Genomic DNA, 20,744 nt, shown 5'->3' on the forward strand with positions numbered 1-20,744 from the left:
GGAGGCGCGCGATGGTAGGCTCAGGACGGTTGGAAACCGTCTGCAAGAGTGCAATGGCATAAGCCTGCCTGACTGCGAGACTGACGAGTCGAGCAGAGACGAAAGTCGGTCATAGTGATCCGGTGGTCCCGAGTGGAAGGGCCATCGCTCAACGGATAAAAGGTACGCCGGGGATAACAGGCTGATGATTCCCAAGAGCTCATATCGACGGAATCGTTTGGCACCTCGATGTCGGCTCATCACATCCTGGGGCTGGAGCAGGTCCCAAGGGTTTGGCTGTTCGCCAATTAAAGTGGTACGTGAGCTGGGTTCAGAACGTCGTGAGACAGTTTGGTCCCTATCTGCCGTGGGCGTCGAAATTTGAGAGGAGTTGACCCTAGTACGAGAGGACCGGGTTGAACATACCTCTGGTGTACCTGTCGTGGCGCCAGCCGCGCAGCAGGGTAGCTATGTATGGACGGGATAACCGCTGAAAGCATCTAAGCGGGAAGCCTCCCTCAAGATAAGATTTCTTAGAGCCGTGGAAGACCACCACGTTGATAGATCGGATGTAGAAGCGCGGTAACGCGTGGAGCTAACCGATACTAATTGCTCTATTCGCACTTAAGAGTCCCGCCATCAACGACAAGCCTGACTGGTTTGTCCGCGATATGTGGATGATTGATCAGACAAATATTGCACGGACATCGATTGAAACCCTTTTTGACCCACGCCGGCTTCATTGCTTGGTGACCATGGCGTCAGTGACCCACCCGATCCCATCTCGAACTCGGCCGTGAAACCTGACAGCGCCGATGGTACTGTGACTTAAGTCCCGGAAGAGTAGGACGTCGCCAGGCATTGTAGTCGGCGTAAGGTCGAAAAGAGGAAAACCCATTCACAAAGTTAAAGGCCGGCAGCGATGCCGGCCTTTTGCTGTTTTGCCGGTCCCCAGGGACTCGCAAGCTGGTTGACGCGGGATGGAGCAGCCCGGTAGCTCGTCAGGCTCATAACCTGAAGGTCGTAGGTTCAAATCCTACTCCCGCAACCATCAAAAAGCCCGCGCCCCTATGGGGCGCGGGCTTTTTGCGTCTGGAGCGGACGCTTTTTGCGCGTTTCGGCTATTCCGGCCTCAGGCAGCCCATTCGGCCGGGTCGGATTCCTCGCCGATCAGCGCGAGGCCGTGCGCGATCGAGGTGAGCTCGCCGCCTGTCGCAATGCGATTTTCGCCGAAACGGCGGTCGAACATCGCGCGTATCGCGGGGATCAGCGAGGAGCCGCCGGTCAGGAAGACGCGGTCGATCGCCGCGGGCACGACGCCCGCGCGGGCGAGCGCCTGATCCATCGCCGCCTCGATACGGCGAAGATCGTCGGCGATCCATTGCTCGAAATCGGCGCGTCGCACGTCGGCCCCGATCTCGATCCCGCCGCCGGCGAAATGAAACTCGGCGTGATCGCTGCTGGAAAGCGCTCGCTTGAGCCTGCCCACGGCATCATAGAGCGGAAAGCCCTGCTCATGTTCGATCAGCGCGATCATGCGGCCGATCAGGTCGGGCCGTTCGGCGTCGCGCTGGAGGCGGCGGATTTCCTCGATCGTGCGGCGGTTGCGCATCATCGCGAGCCGCGACCAGTCGCCGAAATCGGCGAAATAGCCGCCGGGGATTTCGAGCAGCTTGTCGAACGAGCGATACCGGCTGCCCTTGCCGAGCAGGGGCAGCACCAGCCGATCAACGATACGGTAATCGAAACGGTCGCCCGCGATACCGATCCCCGACGAGGCGAGCGGCACGCAGCGCCGCGGGCTCCCGGGCTCGGCGACGCGCACGATCGAAAAGTCGGTGGTGCCGCCGCCGAAGTCGGCGACGAGGATCGTCGCGGGTTCGGTCAGCCGCGAGGCATAGCTGTGCGCGGCGCCGAGCGGTTCGTGGACATAATGGATTTCGGTGCCGAACGCCGCGAGCATCGCATCATAGCGCTGCCGCGCGAGTTCGGGATCGGGCCGCGCGCCGGCATATTCGACCGGGCGGCCGACGATGATGCGGCGCGGCCGCTCGTCGAGCGCGCCGCCGGCATGCGCGACGAGGCGCTGGAGGAACAGGCGCCCCATATCCTCGAAGCGGAACGGCTTGTTGAAGATCATCGCGCGCTCGAACAACGGGCTCGCGGCGACGCTTTTGAACGACTGGATGAAACGGCTGTCGAGCGGCGACTGGAGATATTCGTCGATCGCCCACGGACCCGCCTCATGCGCGATGCCGTTCCAGCCGCGTTCCTCTTCCCAGAAGCAGAGCGCCGAGCGGAACACCGCATCGCCCGCGTCGCCGAACGCGACCAGCTCGGTGCCGCCCTGGCCATCGGCGAGCGCGACGACGCTGTTCGTCGTGCCGAAATCGAGGCCGAGCGCGCTCGCGGCCGCCTTGTCCATGACATGCTCCTGTAGCTGGGGATTCCCGGTTGGGGGCGGCGCCTATTGCACAGGAGGGTGGGGGGAGCAAGTTTCCGCGGGGGAGGTCAGTCGTCGGAGCTCCACGCGCGACAGAAGGTGTCGACCGCGGCGTCGACATCGTCCCGAAGGCGATCGAGGTCGCGGCTTTCGGGAAGGTTGAGCATCGCGAATTGATAGATGCCTGATTGGCAAAGGCCGGTGAATTGCTGCACCGCGCGCATCGGGTCGCCCATCCGGATCTCGCCGCGCACCATTTTCTCGCCCACCCAGACGGCGGCGCGCGCCTTGCCTCGGCGCGGGCCGCGCTCGTAAAATGTCTCGGCGAGGTGCGGGAAACGCTCGGCTTCGCCGACGACGAGGCGAAAGAGCGACAGGATCGGCGTCGCGGTCAGCTTGGTCATCAGCAGATTGCCGAATACCCGCAAGACATCGGGCACCGGCTCGTCAAGCGGCAGGTCGATCGCGAGCGCGTCGCCATATTGCGCGACGATGTCGTCGACGACCGCGGCGAAAAGCTCCTCCTTCGACGGGAAATAGGTCCAGAGCGTCGTCTTCGATCCGCCGACTTTGCTCGCGATCGACGACATCGTCGTCCCGGCATAGCCATTCGCAAAGAACAGCTCGCGCGCGGCATCGACAAACGCCTTGCGGCGTATCGCCGCGGCGTCGTCGAGGGCAGGCGTACTATCTGGTATCATTTCGATTGACAACGCTTCCTCCGAAGTTCATCTGCGCATGATACCAGCTAGTATCGTTGGAAGCCATGCCCCGGACAATTTTTCTCTCCACCGCTGTTTTCGGCCTGCTCGCGGGCTGCGCGAGCGTTCCCGACCTCGGACCAAAACCCGTTCCGGCGGCCGCCGAGTCGCTGGAATCGCACGCGACATTCGCCCGCGCTGAGGGCGAGTGGCCCGCCGAAGGCTGGTGGCAGGGCTTGGGCGATGTCCAACTCGATACGCTGATCGCAGAGGGTTTGAAGGGCTCGCCCGACGTTGCGATCGCCGCCGCGCGTGTCCGCGCGGCCGAGGCGATGGCGCAGCAGGCGGGTGCTGCCCTTCTGCCGCGGATCGGCGCCGAGGCGAGCGCGGGCGGCGTCCAGCAAAGCCAGAACATGGGCATCCCGCCTGGCTTCGTGCCCGACGGCATTCAGGACACCGGTCATATCGCCGCGACCTTCAGCTTCGACCTCGACCTGTGGGGCCGTAACCGTGCGGCGCTCGCCGCCGCGACGTCGGAGGCCGAGGCGGCGCGCGTCGACGCGGCGCAGGCGCGGCTGATGCTCACCACCGGGATCGCCGCCGCTTATGCCGATCTGGCGGGCTATTATCGGGCGCTCGACGTCGCCAACGATGCGGTGCGCGTCCGCACCGCGAGCGCCGACCTGTCGGGCGAACGCGCGCGGGCGGGGATCGAAAATCAGGCGAGCCAGCGACAGGCCGAAAGCCGCGCCGCCTCGGCACGTGCCGACGTCGTCGCGCTCGAAGAAGCGATCGCGACGACGCGCAACCGGATCGCCGCGCTGATCGGCGCCGGTCCCGATCGCGGCCTGTCGATCGCGCGCCCCCAGATGGCGCGCCCGTCGCTCGGACTGCCGGGCAATGCGGGGATCGGCCTGATCGGACGGCGCCCCGATATCGTCGCGGCGCGGCTGCGGTCCGAAGCCGCCGCAAAACGCATCGATGTCGCGCGCGCCGATTTCTATCCGAATATCAGCCTGTCGGCGCTCGTCGGGCTCCAGTCGCTCGGCCTCTCCAACCTGTTCAAATCGGGGTCCGAATATGGCAATGGCGGTGCCGCGATCAGCCTGCCGATCTTCGAGGGCGGGCGCCTCCAAGGGCGTTATCGTGGATCGCGCGCCGACTATGACGTCGCGGTTGCGACCTATGACCGCACACTGATCGGGGCGCTGCGCGATGTCGCCGATATCGTCGCGAGCCGCGTCGCAACCGAACGCCAGCTTGTCGGGCGGCGCGAGGCGCTGGCCGCCGCCGCCGAAGCCTCGAAACTCGCCGGACTTCGTTACCGCGCCGGCCTCTCGAACCAGATCGTCCAGCTCACCGCCGAGGACAGCATGGTCGCCTTGAGCCGCGCCGTCGCCGACCTCGAAGCGCGCCAGCTCTCGCTCGACATCGCCCTGATCCGCGCGCTTGGCGGCGGATATCGGGCCGCTAATTCAACAGGAGACGAATGATGGCCGACGAAACGGCTGCAGCCGCAACCCCCGCTCCCGAGACTCCCGAAGCCCCCCCCGAAGCCAATGGCGCCAAGCGGAAGAAGCTCTTGCGCATCCTCGCGATCGTCGTCGTGACGGTCGCGATCCTGTGGGGCCTCTGGTATTTTCTGACGCAGGCCGGACGCGTTCATACCGATAACGCCTATGTCGGTGCCGACTCGGCGCAGGTGACCGCGCTCGTCTCGGGACCCGTCAAGGAAGTCCGCGTCAGCGGCACGCAGGCTGTGAAGAAGGGCGACATCCTCGTCATCCTCGACGACGCCGACCAGCGCATCGCGGTTGCCGATGCCGAAGCGGCGCTGCGCCTCGCGCGCCAGCGCTATGGACAGGCCGACGCGACCGCCGATGCGGCGCGCGCGCGCGTCGCGGCGCGCGGCGCCGATATCGCGCAGGCCCGCGCGCGGCTGCGCGACGCCAATGCGACGGTCGAGCGCGCACGCGCCGAACTCGCGCGGCGCGAAAGCATCGCGGGCACCGGTGCCGTGTCGGGCGAAGAACTGACCGCGGCGCGCGCGGCGCTCGCGTCAGCCGCGGCGGCGCGCGATCTCGCCGCCGCGGGCATCGCCTCGGCCGAAGCGACACGCGGATCGGCGAGCGGCGACCTCGGTGCCGCCGAAGCCATCGTGCGCGGCACGACGATCAACACCGCGCCCGACGTCGCCGCCGCCGAAGCGCGGCTGGAGAAAGCGCGGCTCGACCTAGCGCGCACCGTGCTCCGCGCACCCGTCGACGGCATCGTCACCAACCGGCAGGTGCAGGTGGGGCAGCGGATCGCCGCGGGCGCGCCGATCATGGTGCTCGTGCCGATCGCGACCGCCTATGTCGACGCCAATTTCAAGGAAAGCCAGTTCGAGGATATCCGCATCGGCCAGCCGGTCGAACTGGTGTCGGACTATTATGGCGGCGACGTCGTCTATCGCGGTAAGGTGATCGGCATCGCCGGCGGCACCGGCGCGGCCTTCTCTCTGATCCCGGCGCAGAATGCCACGGGCAATTGGGTAAAGGTCGTCCAGCGCCTGCCGGTGCGCATCGCGCTCGATCCGAAGCAGCTGAAAGAGCATCCGCTGCGCGTCGGGCTGTCGATGGAAGCCACGATCGATACGCGCGGTCGCTGACAAATGGCCAGCGCCGCCCTCCCTGCATCCGCCATCCCCGCCGAACCGCAGCCGCTGACCGGCGCGCGGCTGATCGTCGCCGCCTTCGCGCTGGCGCTCGCCAATTTCGTCGTGGTGCTCGACACCACGATCGCCAATGTGTCGGTGCCGCATATCGCGGGCGGGCTCGCGGTGTCGCCGACACAAGGGACGTGGGTCATCACCAGCTATGCGGTCGCCGACGCGATCAGCGTGCCGCTCACCGGCTGGCTCGCGATGCGCTTCGGCACGGTGCGCTGGTTCATGATCTCGATCATCGGCTTCGGTATTTTCTCTTTCCTCTGCGGCGTTTCGCGCACGCTCGATGCGCTCGTGCTCTTCCGCGTGCTGCAGGGGCTCGCGGGCGGCCCGCTGATGCCGCTGTCGCAGATATTGCTGCTGCGCATCTTCCCCAAGGAAAAGGCCGGGATCGGCCTTGCGATCTGGGCGATGACGACGACAACCGCGCCGATCCTCGGCCCGATCCTCGGCGGCACGATCAGCGACAACTGGACGTGGCCGTGGATCTTTTTCATCAACCTGCCCGTCGTCGCGATCTGTGCGTTCGGCGTCTTCACGTTGCTGACGCCGTTCGAGACCAAGCGCGCCAAGGCGCGGATCGACGTCGTTGGCCTGATCCTGCTTGTCGTGTCGGTCGGCGCGTTCCAGATCATGCTCGACACCGGGCGCGAACATGACTGGTTCGGATCGACGTGGATCGTCGGGCTCGCGGTCGTCTCTGCAATCAGCTTTGCGGCTTTCGTGATCTGGGAGCTGACCGACGCCAATCCGGTCGTGAACCTGCGCATCTTCCGTTTCCGCGGCTTCACCTTCGCCACGATGGCGATATCCTTGGGCTTCGGCGCCTTCTTTGCGCAGGTCGTACTGACGCCCTTATGGTTGCAGCAGGTCGCGGGTTATACCGCGACGCAGACGGGGTTCATCGTCGCGTGGCTCGGGGTGTTCGCCGTCCTCCTGTCGCCCGTCGCGGCGGGGCTGATGACCAAGGTCGACGTGCGCATCACCATCTCGGGCGGTATCCTGTGGATGGCGGTGATGTCGGTGCTGCGCGCGAGCTGGAACGCCGATGTCGGCTATTGGACGCTCGCGCTGCCGCATATCCTGCAGGGGATCGGCATGCCCTTCTTCTTCGTCGGGCTCACCGCGCTCGCGCTGAGTTCGGTGCCCGCGCAGCACCAGACGTCGGCGGCGGGGCTGATGAGCTTCCTGCGGACGCTGTGCGGGGCGATCGGCACCGCGGTCGCGACGACCGCGTGGGACGATGCCAGCCGGACGTCGCGGTCCGAGCTCGTCTCGTCGCTCAATAACCCCGAAGCGACGATGACCTCGCTGCAAAATGCCGGCTTCACGCTCGAACAGGCGCGCGCGGCGATCGAGCGGCTGGTCGAGGTGCAGGCCTCGACACTCGGCGTGCTGCACCTGTTCCTCGCGTCGGGCGTCGTGTTCGTGCTTGCCGCTATATCGGTGTGGTTCGCGCCGCGGCCGAAACAGATTTCGATGGGCGGCGGGCATTAACGTTATTTGGCGAACAGCTGATCCAGATCGGCGAACGCCTTGAACTCGAGCGCGTTGCCCGCGGGGTCGTAAAAGAACATCGTCGACTGCTCGCCGGGCTGGCCGGGAAAGCGCGTGTGCGGTTCGATTACGAATGTCGTGCCCGCGGCCTTCAGCCGGCCGGCGAGCGCCTGCCAGTCGGCGGGCGACAGCACGACGCCGAAGTGCGGCACCGGCACCGCATGGCCGTCGACCGGATTATGCGCGGCCGATGCGCGCGGCGTATCGACGCGGTGCGCGACGATCTGATGCCCATAGAGGTTGAAGTCGATCCAGTCGGGATCGCTGCGCCCCTCGGGGCAGCCGAGGATAGTGCCGTAGAAATGGCGCGCGGCGTCCAGATCGTCGACGGGAAAGGCGATGTGAAAGGGGGCGAGGCCGGTCATGCTCCCCATTTGCCGCACCGACGCACGGAAAGCCAGTCCGGGACTTGGGTTGTGCGCCGCAACATGCTAGGCGCGCGCCCATGCTGACGATCAACGGAATCACTGTACGCCTTGGCGGGCGCGCCATCCTCGAACGCGCCACCGCGAGCCTGCCGGCAAAAAGCCGCGTCGGGCTGATCGGGCGCAACGGCGCGGGCAAATCGACGCTGATGAAGGTGATGATCGGCCAGCTTGAGGCCGACGAGGGCAGCATCGACATGCCGCGCAAGACGCGCGTCGGCTATATCGCGCAGGAAGCGCCGAACGGCATCGCGACGCCGTTCGAAACGGTGCTCGCCGCCGATACCGAGCGCGCCGAATTGCTGACGGCGTCGGAGACCGAACAGGACCCCGACAAGCTCGGCGACATCCACGAACGGCTGATCGCGATCGACGCCTATACCGCGCCCGCGCGTGCCGCGCGCATCCTGATCGGATTGGGGTTCGACGAGGATATGCAGGGCCAGCCGCTCGACAGCTTCTCGGGCGGGTGGAAGATGCGCGTCGCGCTCGCGGCACTGCTGTTCTCCGAACCCGATTTGCTGCTGCTCGACGAACCGTCGAACCACCTCGACCTCGAAGCGACCTTGTGGCTCGAAAATTTCCTGCGCGCCTATCCGGGGCAGCTGGTGGTGATCAGCCACGAACGCGACCTGCTCAACAATGTCGTCGACAATATCCTTCACCTCGAAGGCGGCAAGGTCACGCTCTACACCGGTGGCTATGACTCGTTCGAACGTCAACGCGCCGAACGTGCGGCGCAACTCGCCGCGGCCAAGGCATCGCAGGACGCCCAGCGCGCCAAGCTCCAGGATTATGTCGCGCGCAACAGCGCCCGCGCCTCGACCGCTAAGCAGGCGCAGTCGCGCGCCAAGATGCTCGCGCGGATGCAGCCGATCGCCGCGCTCGCCGAGGATCAGACGCTGGCGTTCGATTTCCCGAGCCCCGACGAGCTGAAGCCGCCGTTGATCACGCTCGACCTCGCGAGCGTCGGTTACGCGGAACGCCCGGTGCTGCAGCGGCTCAACCTGCGCATCGATCCCGACGACCGGATCGCGCTGCTCGGCCGCAACGGCAATGGCAAGACGACGCTCGCGCGCCTGCTCGCGGCGCAGCTGGCGCCGATGGCGGGCGCGATGGCGGCATCGGGCAAGATGCGCGTCGGCTATTTCACCCAATATCAGGTCGAGGAACTCGACGGCAGCGACACCCCGCTCGCGCATATGACGCGCGTGATGGAAGGCAAGACGCAGGGCGCGGTGCGCGCGCAGCTCGGCCGCTTCGGCTTTTCGGGCAACAAGGCGGTGACGCAGGTCGCGAAGCTGTCGGGCGGCGAACGCGCGCGGCTGGCGCTGGCGTTGATCACCCGCGACGCACCGCATTTGCTGATCCTCGACGAACCGACCAATCACCTCGACGTCGACGCGCGCGAGGCGCTCGTACAGGCGCTGAACGGTTTCGACGGCGCGGTGGTGCTGGTCAGTCACGACCGCCACATGCTCGAACTCACCGCCGACCGGCTCGTGCTCGTCGATGACGGCACCGCGCGAGAATATGACGGCAGCATGGACGATTATGTCGACATGATCCTCGGCAAGGGTCCGCAGAAGGACCGCGTGTCGAAAGCCGACAAGAAGGAAGACCGCAAGGCCGCGGCCGCCGCGCGCGAAGCGGCGGCGAAGATCAAGAAGGACGTCAGCGACGCCGAGGCCGATCTCGCCAAATATGAGGTCGTGCTCTCGGCCATCGACCGCGCGATGTTCGATCCGCAGGGTGCTGCGAGCGAATATAAGGGACTGACGATGAGTGAATTGTCGCAGCGGCGCGGCAAGATCGTCGCTGCGCAGGAAGCCGCCGAGGCGCGCTGGGTGACGGCGAGCGAAGCGCTGGAGGCGTTTGAGAGCGCGGCCGCCTAGGTTATCTGTTCCTACTTCGTCACCCCGGACTTGATCCGGGGTCCAGACACCCAAAGCTGCCATGGATGCCGGATCACGTCCGGCATGACGAATTGTTGTGGGCTCACCCGCATTGACTCCGCCACCCCAATCCATCATAATAGTTTCAATTGAAACTAGATGGGAATGCGACATGGCCGACCTTTTCGATAATCCGCTGGGCCTCGACGGCTTTGAATTCGTCGAATTTTCGGCGCCCGAAAAGGGCATTCTCGAACCCGTGTTCGAGGCGATGGGCTTCACGCTGATCGCGCGCCACCGCTCGAAGGACGTCCAGCTGTGGCGCCAGGGCGGCATCAATTTGATCGCCAATTACGAACCCAAATCGCCCGCTGCTTATTTCGCCGCCGAGCACGGCCCGTCGGCGTGCGGGATGGGCTGGCGCGTCCGCGATGCGGCGAAGGCGTACAGCGAAGCCGTCGCGCGCGGCGCCGAACCCGTCGAGGTCAACCCCGGCCCGATGGAACTGCGCCTGCCCGCGATCCGCGGCATCGGCGGCTCGATCATCTATCTGATCGATCGCTATGGCGACGACCTCAGCATCTACGACATCGATTTCGTCTATGAAGAGGGCGTCGATCGCCACCCGGTGGGCGCGGGCATGCAGCTGATCGATCATCTGACGCACAATGTCTATGGCGGCCGCATGGCGCATTGGGCAGCCTTCTACGAGCGCATCGCGGGTTTCCGCGAGATTCGCTATTTCGACATCAAGGGCGAATATACGGGGCTGACGTCGAAGGCGATGACCGCCCCCGACGGCAAGATCCGCATCCCGCTCAATGAAGAGGGCGCCGGCGGCGGCGGCCAGATCGAGGAATATCTGCGCGCCTATAATGGCGAGGGGATCCAGCATATCGCGTTCAGCTGCGACGATCTTTACGCCGCATGGGACAAGCTGAAAGCGATCGGCAATCCCTTCGCGCCCGCGCCGCCTGCGACCTATTACGAGATGCTCGAAGAGCGGCTTCCGGGCCATGGCGAGTCGGTCGAGGGCCTCCAGTCGCGCGGCATCCTGCTCGACGGCTCGACGACCGAAGGCGACCCGCGCCTGCTGCTCCAGATTTTCGGCCAGACCGTGATCGGTCCGGTCTTCTTCGAATTCATCCAGCGCAAGAAGGACGAAGGCTTTGGCGAGGGCAATTTTACGGCGCTGTTCAAATCGATGGAAATGGACCAGATTCGCCGCGGAGCCCTGACCGTCGAGGAACCCGCTGAATGACGAGCCCGATCAAATTGGGCGGTGTCCACCACGCCGCCTATCGCTGCAAGGATGCGAAGGAAACGGTCGACTGGTACGAGCGCATGCTCGGCATGACCTACACGACCGCTTTCGCCGAGGATCATGTGCCGTCGACCGGCGAATATGACCCCTATATGCACGTCTTCCTCGAGGCGGGGAACGGCAACATCCTCGCTTTCTTCGAGTTGCCGAACCAGCCCGTGATGGGCCGCGACGAGAATACGCCCAAATGGGTCCAGCATCTCGCGTTCAAGGTCGGCAGCTATGACGAGCTGGTCGCCGCGAAAGAGCATCTGACCGCGAACGGCGTCGATGTGCTCGGCCCGACGCACCACGGCATCTTCAAGTCGATCTATTTCTTCGACCCCAACGGTCACCGCGTCGAGCTCGCCTGCGACATCGGCACCGACGAGCAATATGCCGAGCTGAAACGCGTCGCACCGCTGATGCTCGAGGAATGGAGCCAGACCAAGAAGGCCCCGCGCCACGCCGACTGGCTGCACCAGGCGGCGAACGAGTAGGGTTGACCAAAAATCGTCGCCCCCGCGAAGGCGGGGGCCGCTGTCGTTCTAATCGAGCGTCAACAGCGTAAACCGCTAGCGGCCCCCGCCTTCGCGGGGGCGACGGCCTTCTTCCCTACTTCCGGTCGAGCCCGATGCTCTCCAGCGTCGCACCGCTGCACTTGTCGGCTTCCTTGGACTTGCCATCGCCCGACAGCGCCCCGATCGCGAGGAAACCCGCGACCACGGCGACGAGGAACGCGCCGGTCACCCAGATCAGATATTTGTCGATGAACGCCTTGATCGGCGCCCCGAACATTCGGAACAATATGCCGACGAGCATGAAGGAAAAGGCGCGGCTGGCGAGGCTCGCCCACAGGAAGGTCCAGAAACTCATGTGGATGAAACCGGCGGTGATCGTCAGCAGCTTGAACGGGATCGGCGTCGCGCCCTTGATCAGGATGATCTCGGCGCCGAACTCGCGCAGGTAACAGGCGGCCGACGGGAAGGCGTCGGTGAGCCCGAGCGCGCCGAGCAGCGCGAGCCCGACGCTTTCATAGAGGAAGAAGCCGATCAAATAGCCGAGCATGCCGCCCGCGACCGACGCGAGCGTACAGATGATCGCGTAGCGAACCGCTTTTTTCGGGTTCGCAAGGCACATCAGCCCGAGCATCGGGTGCGGCGGGACCGGGAAAAAACTCGCCTCGACGAAGGAGACCAGCGCCAGCCAATATTCGGCGTGCGGATGCGCGGATTTCTCCATGGTCCAGTTATAAAGCCTCTGGATCATGGACTTGTTACGCGGTGTGGCGGTCATGCTGGTCCTTGCGGTGGCGACGTCGGCCCTCCTATGCCGCCCGCGCCGTGCGAAGTCGAGCCGAAGCCTGGCATGCCGTGACCGAAAAACGCCGGAACCGTCGGGGAACGGTTCCGGCGTTGCTCCCACCAGAGACGGGAGCAAGGGACCTCGTAGCGTCCGCGCTATCGGCGAAGGGTCACCGCCGCGAGATCATGATCGCGCTGGCCAGCGTCATCGGCGTGCCGGTCCGTTGGGCGGCAATGATCTCCTTGCCGGCTTCGCGGCCTCTCGAAAGCGCGCTCCGGAAGCAATGGCCGGTGGCCATTTCCCGCACGGTCGATTCGAATTCGGGCCGGACGTCACATACCGATCGCGCCGCGGCGCGCAGGCGGCTGTCGAGCCGCGCCCAGCCGGCATCGGTGTCGAGATTGAGGTCGGCATAGCTGACTTTGACCACCTCGATTTCACCGGCCGGTGCAGTCGCTACGATGGGCTGAGAAAATGCGGGTGCTGCGCCGAGCAGCAACAGGGGCAGAGCCATGAAGATACGCATCGAGTTACTCCCTTTCACCATGTCCCAGCCGAACGGCAGGCTGCGGATGCGACGGGAGTAGCGGGCGCGCATGTCGGCGGCCGTGAGAAGAGCGTCAATCCGGTATTAAAAATACGTCAAAATCCAGAATGTTGAAATTTACCGTTCGTCTGCCCGTCAAAAGAATGTTATTCCGTCTTCGGGAAAAACATACGGCCGCAATCCCTCGACCAAGGAGGTCGCGCCGTGAATTCTGCATTCGCAAAAAACGAGCGGCATATCGCCGCCGTGCCGCCGGTATTGCGGCTCCTTGGTGACTTCGCCGTCGAGCCGCCCGCCCTGTCCCCCACCAGTCGCAAGGCCCGCGCCCTTCTTGCCCGGCTCGTGCTTGCCGACGCGCCGCTTGCGCGCGACCGGCTGAGCGCGCTTCTCTGGAGCCGCCGCCCCGATGCACAGGCGCATGCCAGCCTCAGGCAATGTCTCGTCGAACTGAAGCCCTGGACGCGCGCATTGCCGCCGCTGCTGCACGCCGATCGCGAAACCGTCGCCATCGACCGCACACAAGTCATCGACGATATTTCGCTGCTTCACGCCGCGTGCGCGGTGGACGATGTCGCCGTGGTCCTGAACCGGCTGCCCGCGCACGATGTCGGGTTGCTGGCCGATCTCGACGGTATCGACGAAGCATGGGACGACTGGCTCGCGGTCGAGCGCACGCGTCAGGGCGAAGCGATCGTCCGCGAAGTGCTCGCGGTGGCGGAAAGGCGGCTGCAGGCGGGCGATGTCGAGGGGGCCCTCGCGGTGGCGGATAAGGTGACGCGCTTCGATCCGTGCAGCGAACATGCCGCGCGGCTGGTGATGAGCGCGCGCTGGGAAGCGGGCGACGGCGATGGCGTGCGCCACGCCTGGCAGCGGATCGAGGACGCGCTCGCACGCGGAATCGACGGCAAACCCTCGGTCGAAACCGCCGAACTATATCGACGCCTGGCGGCCCGGCCCTGTCCCCCTGACCTTCACCCGGTCGCCCACCCGGTCGCCCATCCGGTCGCAGCGCCCGCGATGGCAGCCAATCCAACCGCCAGCCTGTCGCCGCGGCGCGCGCTGTTCCTCGGCATGGCCGCGCTGGCGCTCGCGCTGACGGGCGCGGATGCGCCGCGGTCGCGATCCGCGGTCGCTGCATTCGATACGCCGGTGGTCCGCGTCGAACCGATCGAGCAGCGCGGCAATGATCCGGTCGAGGACCGTTTTGCCGATGCGCTGGCCGGCGATTTCGCGCGCTTTGCCAAGGCGTCGGGGGGCGCGGTCCGGGTGCTCGACGGAAAGGTGGCGGGACGCGCGGGCGATTTCATCGTCCGCATCGCGATCGAGCGCGACGGGAGTCAGTTCGTCAGCGAGTCGCGGATTGTCGACAGTTTGAACGGATCGATCCTGTGGTCCAGCCGTTTCGCGGCGCCCGTCGACGACCTCAGCCGGCTGCGCGAACGGACCGCGCTCGCGGTCGCCGGACTGGTCAACTGCGCGCTGACGCTGAACGGCCGGAAAGACCTGTTGGCGGCCGATGCGGATCGACGATCGCTGATCTTTGCGGTCTGCGACGCGGACACGGCTTTCGACGGACCCCGCGCAATCCGGTTGATGGAGGAGCTGGTTCAGCGCTGGCCGGGGGATGCCGACACGCTGGGATTGCTGGCGCAGGTCCGCATCAAGCACCTCTCGCACGAGATGGATCCGGCCAAATGGAACGTGGGGCGCGCAAAAGCGATCGATGCGGCGCGCCGGGCGCTTGCGATCGATCCCGACAATGTCCCCGCGCTGACCGCGCTGTCGCAGACGGGCGGGAGCGAATTGTTCATGGTCGAGGCCCTGCCTCTTGTTGACCGCGCGCTTGCGATCGATCCCGAATATCCGGCCGCATTGATGACGAATGCGGTGGGACTGTTCCAGGCCGGCTATGTTCAAGCCGGTGTCGGCCCGGCGCAGCGCGCCGCGCGCGCGGACCCGACGTCGATCTACAAGGCATTGGGGGTGGTCCGGCGTTATGGGGCGGCCGGGAAGATGCAGGATGCGATGAAGCAGTTCGCCGAAGTGGAGGCAATCTGGCCGGGGCATCCCGATCTTGCCGAACATCGCCGCCGTCTCGCGGTCGAACGCGGCCGGGACGCGGCGGCCGAAGTCTATCGCGGCGCAACGGCCGGGGAGCAGCGTGAATTCGATATGCTGCTCCTCCATCAATTTGCCGACCCTTCGATCGGATCGCGCGAGGTCGACGCCGCCGCCGAAGCCGAATTCGCGCGCTACCCTTCGTCGGCCTATGCACTGGCTGCGCATTTTTCGCGGCTCGGCGACCAGCCGAAGGCGCTTTCGTGGCTCGCGCGCGCGCCGATACGCAAAACCGACGGCCAATGGTCGCTTCTCTATTGGCCATCGGTCGCTCCGCTCCGGCGCGATCCGCAGTTTTTTGCCAAGCTGGCGCGGATCGGGCTGGTCGATTTCTGGCGGCGCCAGGGTCGCTGGCCCGACTTCTGCAACGAGCCCGGACTGCGTTACGATTGCAAAAGCGAAGCCGAGCGGCTGGTGCGCCTCGGCCGCGCCGTCAGTGGCGGAAGTGGCGCATCCCGGTGAACACCATCGCGAGGCCGGCCTCGTTCGCCGCCGCGATCACTTCGTCGTCGCGGATCGAGCCGCCCGGCTGGATCACGCAGGTCGCGCCCGCCTCGACCGCGGCGAGCAGGCCGTCGGCGAAGGGGAAGAAGGCGTCGCTCGCGACCGCGCTGCCGACGGTGCGGGCTTCGGCCCAACCATGCGATTCAGCGGCTTCGCGCGCCTTCACCGCGGCGATGCGCGCGCTGTCGCGGCGGTTCATCTGCCCGGCGCCGATGCCCGCGGTCGAGCCGCTCTTGGCGTAAACAATCGCGTTCGACTTCACATGTTTGGCGATCGTCCACGCGAACAGCGCGTCGGCGAGTTCTTCGTCGGTCGGCGCGCGGTCGGTGACGACTTTCAGGTCGGCGCGGGTGATGCGGCCATTGTCGCGGCTCTGCGCGAGCCAGCCGCCGGCGATCGTCTTGAGCATCAGTCCGCCGCGCGCCGGGTCGGGCAGCTCGCCCGTCAGCAGCAGGCGGAGGTTCTTCTTTTTCGCGAACACCGCGCGCGCATCGGCGTCGGCGTCGGGGGCGCAGACGACTTCGGTAAAGATGCCGCTGATTGCTTCGGCGGTCGGGCCGTCGAGCGGCCGGTTGACCGCGATGATGCCGCCGAACGCCGAGACATCGTCGCACTTCAGCGCCGCGTCATAGGCTTCGGCGATCGTCGCGGCGGTCGCGACGCCGCACGGGTTCGCGTGCTTGACGATGACGCAGGTCGGGTCGGCCTCGCGGAATTCGGCGACGAGTTCGAGCGCGGCGTCGGCGTCGTTGATATTATTGTAGCTGAGTTCCTTGCCCTGCACCTGTTCGGCCTGCGCGATGCCGCGCGCGGCGGGGCCGGCGGGCAGATAGAGTGCGGCCTTCTGGTGCGGGTTTTCGCCATAGCGGAGTTCGGCCGACAGCTTCGCGGTCAGCGGCAGCGTGTCGGGGAAGAATTTGCCCTGGTCGGCAAAGGCGAACCATTGCGCGATCATGCTGTCATAGGTCGCAGTGTGCGCGAAGGCGGTCGCGGCGAGGCGCTTGCGCAAGCCGAGGGTGGTGGCGCCGTTGTTGGCGTCCATCTCTTCGATGACTGCGGCATAATCTTCAGGCTCGGTGACGATGCCGACGAAGGCGTGGTTTTTTGCCGACGAGCGCACCATTGCGGGGCCGCCGATGTCGATATTCTCGATGATCGTGTCGCGATCGGCGCCGCTCATCACCGTCTGAAGGAAGGGGTAGAGGTTGACGACGACGAGGTCGATCGCGCCGATGCCATGTTCCTCCATCGACGCGACATGCGCCGCGTCGTCGCGCACCGCGAGGATGCCGCCGTGGACGGTCGGGTGCAGCGTCTTGACGCGGCCGTCCATCATCTCGGGAAAGCCGGTGAGGTCGGAGACGTCGAGGACATTGTGCCCCGCTTCGCGCAATGCCTTCGCGGTGCCGCCGGTCGATACGAGTTCGACGCCGTGACGGACGAGCGCGGCGGCAAGATCGGCGAGCCCCGCCTTGTCGCTGACGGACAGGAGGGCGCGGCGGACGGGAATCAGGTCGGTCATGGGGGAGGGCCTCGGCTGGCGATGGGATGACGCGGCCCCCCTAGGCGCGTCGTCCCTTAAGAGCAAGTACACGTCGCCCCCGCGAAGGCGGGGCCGCTGGCAGCCTTGTGCAAGGCCGATGGCGGCCCCCGCCTTCGCGGGGGCGACGATTATCTTACAGCCCCAGTGCCGCCGCAATCTGGTCCCAGCGCACCAGTTTGAAATTCTGCGCCTTCGGGGCGTTGTCGCCGTCTTGCGCGAGGAAGATACCGTCGGGGTAGGCCGGACCGAAATTCCCCGCGACCGCCTCGATCCCGTCGGTCTCGCTTGTCGCCCCGAACGCGCCCGCCGCAACGGCAAAGCGGCCGACATAGTCGACACCGGGCAGGCGGAAGACCGCATAGGCATTATCGCCCTGGCTCGACACGAGCAGGTAGCGCTGGCCCTTGTGATCGATCGTCGCGAGCCCTTCGACATCGGCGACGAGGCGCTGGTTGTCGACCGGCGCGACCATGCGGGCGGTGGCGGTCTTGCCATTGGGCTTCAACTCCCAGACCCCGGCGTCTTCCTCACCGACATAGAGCGTATCGCCGTCGAAGACGCAGCCTTCGGACTGGGTCGGGATCTTATATTCCCATTCGGTCGTGAAGTTCGGCGTGCCGTCGACCGCCAGCGTGCCGACGCGCACCATGCCGTCCTTGACGATCAGCGCCGCGGTGAGCGGCGCGCCGGGCGCGGTCTTTTTGAGGCAGAGGCCATAGGCTTCGCCCGTGCCCGCCGCGGCGCGGCCCAGCGCGACGATCGCCGGCTTGTCGGCATCGAGGCGGAACACCGCGAGATGGGCGTTCACCCCGTCGTTGCGGTCGCTCGCGACGATGATGTTGCCCGCGACGTCGACATTGTTGACGAGGCCGGCCTGGGTAAAGGCGATGTCCTTGCCCGTCAGGTCATAGACATGCAGCCCGGCCTTCTTGTCGGTCGCGACGATCAGCGCGCGGTTCGGATTGGCCGGGTCGACCCAGATTGCCGGATCGTCGGCGGCGTCGGCCTTGCCTGTGCCGACGGGCGCGGTCTCGCCGCTCGCGGCCACCTGCACCGGGGGCAGGCCGGTGATGACGGGCGCGCCCGCGGCGCAACCGCCGAGCGTCGATGCAAAAGCCAGCGAAGTCAGCAGCTTTCCTTTGCCGATGGTGGCCATGATGATTCCCCCGTTCCCGATTGCGCAAAAAATGCGGCTCGCGCGCCCCGTCCCAGCAAAGTCGAGCGGCGTCAATACGACAATATTTCCGTCACTTAACTGTCATCGACACGTCACACGGCTCGCCGCAAACTGTCACACGCCCCCCCTAGAGGCCCGGCAACCAATAAGGGGGGTCTGTTACCATGATTCGAACTTTCAGCCTGCAATCCGCCGCCGCGCTTGTGCTTGCCACGGCTCTCCTCTCCGCTCCGGCGACGGCGCAGGATGCCCCGATCCCGGCCGAAGACCGCGGCGATGGCACGATCACCACGTCGCAGGACATCGTCGTCCTCGGCAGCGTCGGTTATCGGGGGCGCAGCGACGAGGCCGAACCCGTGCTGTCGTACGACAGCGAATTCTTCCAGCGCTTCGAACCGCTGACCGCGGGCGACGCGCTGAAGCGCGTGCCGTCGGTGACTTTCCTGTCGGACGTCATCGAAAGCGATGGCGCGCGCCTCCGCGGCCTGCCGCCGGGTTATACGCAGATCCTGATCAACGGCGAAAAGGTGCCGGGGTCGAATGCCGACCGCAGCTTCTTCCTCGATCGTATCCCCGCCGAGCTGATCGACCGCGTCGAAATCGTTCGTTCGTCTTCGGCGCGCCGCACCGGCGACGCGGTCGCGGGCACGCTCAACATCAAGCTGCGCGACGGTTATGAGCTCGACGGCGGCTATTTGCGCGCGGGCGGCCTCTATTATGACGACAAGGAACTCGAACCGAGCGTCGGCGGCGTGTTCGGCGGCGCGCTCGGGCCTGGCCGCTTCCTGATCGGGGGCAATTTCCAGGGCCGCCACAACCCGAAAAAGAAATATTCGCTGCGCTACAGCGACTCGCCCGAGAATGACCCCGACTTCGCGACCGACGATTTCGAAAATCGCGAGGACCAGCGCGACACCCGCGACGGCAAGGATTATTCGTTCAACGCGACCTATGACATCAAAGGCGACACGACCGATTTCTCGGTCAACGGCTTCTATGTCCACACCGATCGTACCGAGGATGAGCGCAGCTTCGAATATAATCATCCGACGAACGTCAACGGCCCGATCCGTGCGACACCGCCGGGCAATCTGACCGTCGACAACGCCAATGTCGCCAAGATCAATCAGGACAATTACAGCGTCAACGGCAAGCTCGCGCACCGCTGGTCGGCGGGCGAGACCAGCCTGAAGATCGGCTATGCCTATTTCGACGAAGACCGGTTCGAAACCGAATATGAGGTCGAGTTCGATCGCGCGCTGCCGCGCTTCACCGGCGATCAGACGCGCACCGCCATCACCGACAAGGAATTTTCGGTGCGGCTCGAGCATGAGGTCGACCTCGGCGAAACCGCCAAGCTGGTGTTCGGCGGCCTGTGGCAGGACAAGGATCGTGACTCCTCGATCACGGAGGCGCCGCGTGACCGGTTCAATCTGACCGCCGCAAACCGCCAGGGCTATGATCAGTTCACGCGCAACCCGACCGAATTCGTCCGCACCTTCGGCGCCTTCGTGCCCGCGCTCGGCGGAATCAATACAATCCAGGAAAAGCGCCTCGACGGCTTCGTGCTGGTCGAGGGCGACATGCCCGGGGTAAAGTGGGAAGCCGGTGTCCGTTATGAAACGACCGATCTCACGATCGACGATTTCACCGTGCCTGCCGCGCTGCAGCGCACGACGAACAATTATGAGAAGCTGCTCCCTTCGGCGTCGATCAAGGTCGACGTCGGCGCGCGCGGCCGCATCACCGCCTCGACGGCGCGTACCAGCCGCCGCCCCGAGTTCAACTATCTCTCGCCGGTGACTTTGACGGAGGAACTCGGCGACAACAGCCTCGTCGGCAATCCGCTGCTCGACCCCGAAACCTCCTGGGGCTTTGATCTTGGCTATGAACAGCGTGTTGGCCGCTCGGGTATCGTGGGGGTCAACCTCTTCTACCGCAAGGTCAACGACCTGATCGAGCTAGCCAACATCGGCGCGATTCCGGGCAGCTCGACCACTTTCCTTTACCAGCCGCAGAATATCGGCGACGGCAAGGTCTGGGGCGTCGAATTTGACCTGTCGAGCGACCTTGGTTTTATCGGGCTGCCCGACACCGGCGTCTTCGGCAACGTGTCGTGGCTCGACAGCAAGATCGACGACGAATTCGGCGAGCGCCGCTTCAACGGGCAGAGCAAGTTTGTATACAACTTCGGCGTGATTCAGGACATTCCCTCGGTCGGCGCGGCGTTCGGCGCGACCTATCGCAAGCAGGGCGGCGCGTTCAGCCGCACGGTCGGCGAGGAAGTCTTCACCAGCTATGGCGCCGACCTGGAAGTCTTCGTCGAAAAGCGCTTCGGCAAGAGCTTCACGATCCGCGCCGTGGGCTCGAACCTCTTGAACGGCGCGAAGCGCGAGCGTTTCAACAAGTTCACGACCACCGGCGATCAGGTCGCTCGCGAGTTCGACGAATATGAACTGGAGAAGGAAACCGCGGGTCCGGTCTTCCAGCTGATGGCGCGTTACGCTTTCTGACGCGCTGGGTTGCGGCGGCGGGCAGTC

At 65.5% G+C, this 20,744-nt stretch carries 15 protein-coding genes, 1 tRNA gene and 2 rRNA genes (1 of these 18 cut by a window edge); 11 read left to right on the top strand and 7 right to left on the bottom strand.

What is annotated here, in order from left to right:
* The 3 genes from ATE70_RS15930 to ATE70_RS15940 all read left to right on the top strand — a co-directional run.
* Window positions 1-607, top strand: a 23S ribosomal RNA gene (locus ATE70_RS15930) (it extends 2,186 nt beyond the left edge of the window).
* Window positions 608-724: 117 nt separating this feature from the next.
* Window positions 725-839 (top strand): 5S ribosomal RNA (gene rrf, locus ATE70_RS15935).
* Window positions 840-953: 114 nt separating this feature from the next.
* Window positions 954-1,030: transfer RNA gene (locus ATE70_RS15940), tRNA-Met, on the top strand.
* Window positions 1,031-1,111: 81 nt separating this feature from the next.
* Here ATE70_RS15940 and ATE70_RS15945 read toward each other — a convergent pair.
* Window positions 1,112-2,404 carry an Hsp70 family protein gene (locus ATE70_RS15945; protein WP_058538852.1) on the bottom strand — a complete coding sequence of 431 codons (1,293 nt, stop codon included), beginning with the start codon at window positions 2,402-2,404 and terminating at the stop codon, window positions 1,112-1,114.
* Window positions 2,405-2,490: 86 nt separating this feature from the next.
* Window positions 2,491-3,123 carry a TetR/AcrR family transcriptional regulator gene (locus tag ATE70_RS15950; protein ID WP_231732677.1) on the bottom strand — a complete coding sequence of 211 codons (633 nt, stop codon included), beginning with the start codon at window positions 3,121-3,123 and terminating at the stop codon, window positions 2,491-2,493.
* Window positions 3,124-3,188: 65 nt separating this feature from the next.
* Here ATE70_RS15950 and ATE70_RS15955 point away from each other — a divergent pair, with 65 nt between their 5' ends.
* Genes ATE70_RS15955 through ATE70_RS15965 form a run of 3 tightly spaced genes read left to right on the top strand, consistent with a single transcriptional unit; the run spans window position 3,189 to window position 7,327 of the window.
* Window positions 3,189-4,616 carry an efflux transporter outer membrane subunit gene (locus tag ATE70_RS15955; protein ID WP_058538854.1) on the top strand — a complete coding sequence of 476 codons (1,428 nt, stop codon included), beginning with the start codon at window positions 3,189-3,191 and terminating at the stop codon, window positions 4,614-4,616.
* Window positions 4,616-5,773: an HlyD family secretion protein gene (locus ATE70_RS15960; RefSeq protein WP_058538855.1), complete on the top strand. Its 1,158-nt coding sequence runs from the start codon at window positions 4,616-4,618 to the stop codon at window positions 5,771-5,773. Before ATE70_RS15955 ends, ATE70_RS15960 begins: the two co-directional genes overlap by 1 nt.
* Before the next feature lie 3 nt (window positions 5,774-5,776).
* The gene (locus tag ATE70_RS15965) at window positions 5,777-7,327 is read left to right on the top strand and encodes a DHA2 family efflux MFS transporter permease subunit (RefSeq protein WP_058538856.1); all 1,551 of its coding nucleotides are present in this window, start codon (window positions 5,777-5,779) and stop codon (window positions 7,325-7,327) included.
* Between the two features lie 2 nt (window positions 7,328-7,329).
* Here the strand turns inward: ATE70_RS15965 and ATE70_RS15970 are convergent, their stop codons facing one another.
* Window positions 7,330-7,752, bottom strand: coding sequence for a VOC family protein (locus tag ATE70_RS15970; protein WP_058538857.1), 423 nt, complete (start codon window positions 7,750-7,752; stop codon window positions 7,330-7,332).
* Window positions 7,753-7,832: 80 nt separating this feature from the next.
* Between ATE70_RS15970 and ATE70_RS15975 the strand changes: the two genes are divergently transcribed.
* From ATE70_RS15975 to ATE70_RS15985, 3 genes are all read left to right on the top strand, one after another.
* Entirely contained in the window at window positions 7,833-9,707 is a 1,875-nt protein-coding gene (locus ATE70_RS15975; protein WP_058538858.1) for an ABC-F family ATP-binding cassette domain-containing protein, read from the top strand.
* Window positions 9,708-9,879: 172 nt separating this feature from the next.
* Window positions 9,880-10,968, top strand: coding sequence for a 4-hydroxyphenylpyruvate dioxygenase (gene hppD / locus ATE70_RS15980; protein WP_058538859.1), 1,089 nt, complete (start codon window positions 9,880-9,882; stop codon window positions 10,966-10,968).
* Window positions 10,965-11,510 (top strand): VOC family protein, encoded by a 546-nt coding sequence (locus ATE70_RS15985; protein WP_058538860.1) that lies wholly within the window; start codon window positions 10,965-10,967, stop codon window positions 11,508-11,510. Before hppD ends, ATE70_RS15985 begins: the two co-directional genes overlap by 4 nt.
* Window positions 11,511-11,625: 115 nt before the next feature.
* Here the strand turns inward: ATE70_RS15985 and ATE70_RS15990 are convergent, their stop codons facing one another.
* Both ATE70_RS15990 and ATE70_RS15995 read right to left on the bottom strand, forming a co-directional pair.
* Window positions 11,626-12,279: a YqaA family protein gene (locus ATE70_RS15990; RefSeq protein WP_058538861.1), complete on the bottom strand. Its 654-nt coding sequence runs from the start codon at window positions 12,277-12,279 to the stop codon at window positions 11,626-11,628.
* Between the two features lie 205 nt (window positions 12,280-12,484).
* A complete protein-coding gene (locus ATE70_RS15995) occupies window positions 12,485-12,913 on the bottom strand; it encodes a UrcA family protein (protein ID WP_082639605.1) in 429 nt (142 codons plus the stop codon).
* A 153-nt stretch (window positions 12,914-13,066) separates the two neighbouring features.
* On the opposite strand from ATE70_RS15995, the gene ATE70_RS16000 reads away from it, so the two are divergent.
* Window positions 13,067-15,442, top strand: a complete 2,376-nt coding sequence (locus ATE70_RS16000) for a BTAD domain-containing putative transcriptional regulator (protein ID WP_058538863.1) — start codon at window positions 13,067-13,069, stop codon at window positions 15,440-15,442.
* Here ATE70_RS16000 and purH read toward each other — a convergent pair.
* Together purH and ATE70_RS16010 are read right to left on the bottom strand one after the other, a co-directional pair.
* On the bottom strand, window positions 15,414-17,006 hold the full coding sequence (gene purH / locus ATE70_RS16005) for a bifunctional phosphoribosylaminoimidazolecarboxamide formyltransferase/IMP cyclohydrolase (RefSeq protein ID WP_058538864.1): 1,593 nt from the start codon (window positions 17,004-17,006) through the stop codon (window positions 15,414-15,416). The genes ATE70_RS16000 and purH overlap by 29 nt on opposite strands.
* Before the next feature lie 154 nt (window positions 17,007-17,160).
* Window positions 17,161-18,183 carry a phytase gene (locus ATE70_RS16010; RefSeq protein ID WP_058538942.1) on the bottom strand — a complete coding sequence of 341 codons (1,023 nt, stop codon included), beginning with the start codon at window positions 18,181-18,183 and terminating at the stop codon, window positions 17,161-17,163.
* Between the two features lie 185 nt (window positions 18,184-18,368).
* On the opposite strand from ATE70_RS16010, the gene ATE70_RS16015 reads away from it, so the two are divergent.
* Window positions 18,369-20,717 carry a TonB-dependent receptor plug domain-containing protein gene (locus tag ATE70_RS16015; RefSeq protein WP_058538865.1) on the top strand — a complete coding sequence of 783 codons (2,349 nt, stop codon included), beginning with the start codon at window positions 18,369-18,371 and terminating at the stop codon, window positions 20,715-20,717.
* Window positions 20,718-20,744 lie beyond the last annotated feature (27 nt).

The sequence above is a fragment of the Sphingopyxis sp. H053 genome (assembly GCF_001468225.1).
Classification (GTDB): Bacteria; Pseudomonadota; Alphaproteobacteria; order Sphingomonadales; family Sphingomonadaceae; genus Sphingopyxis.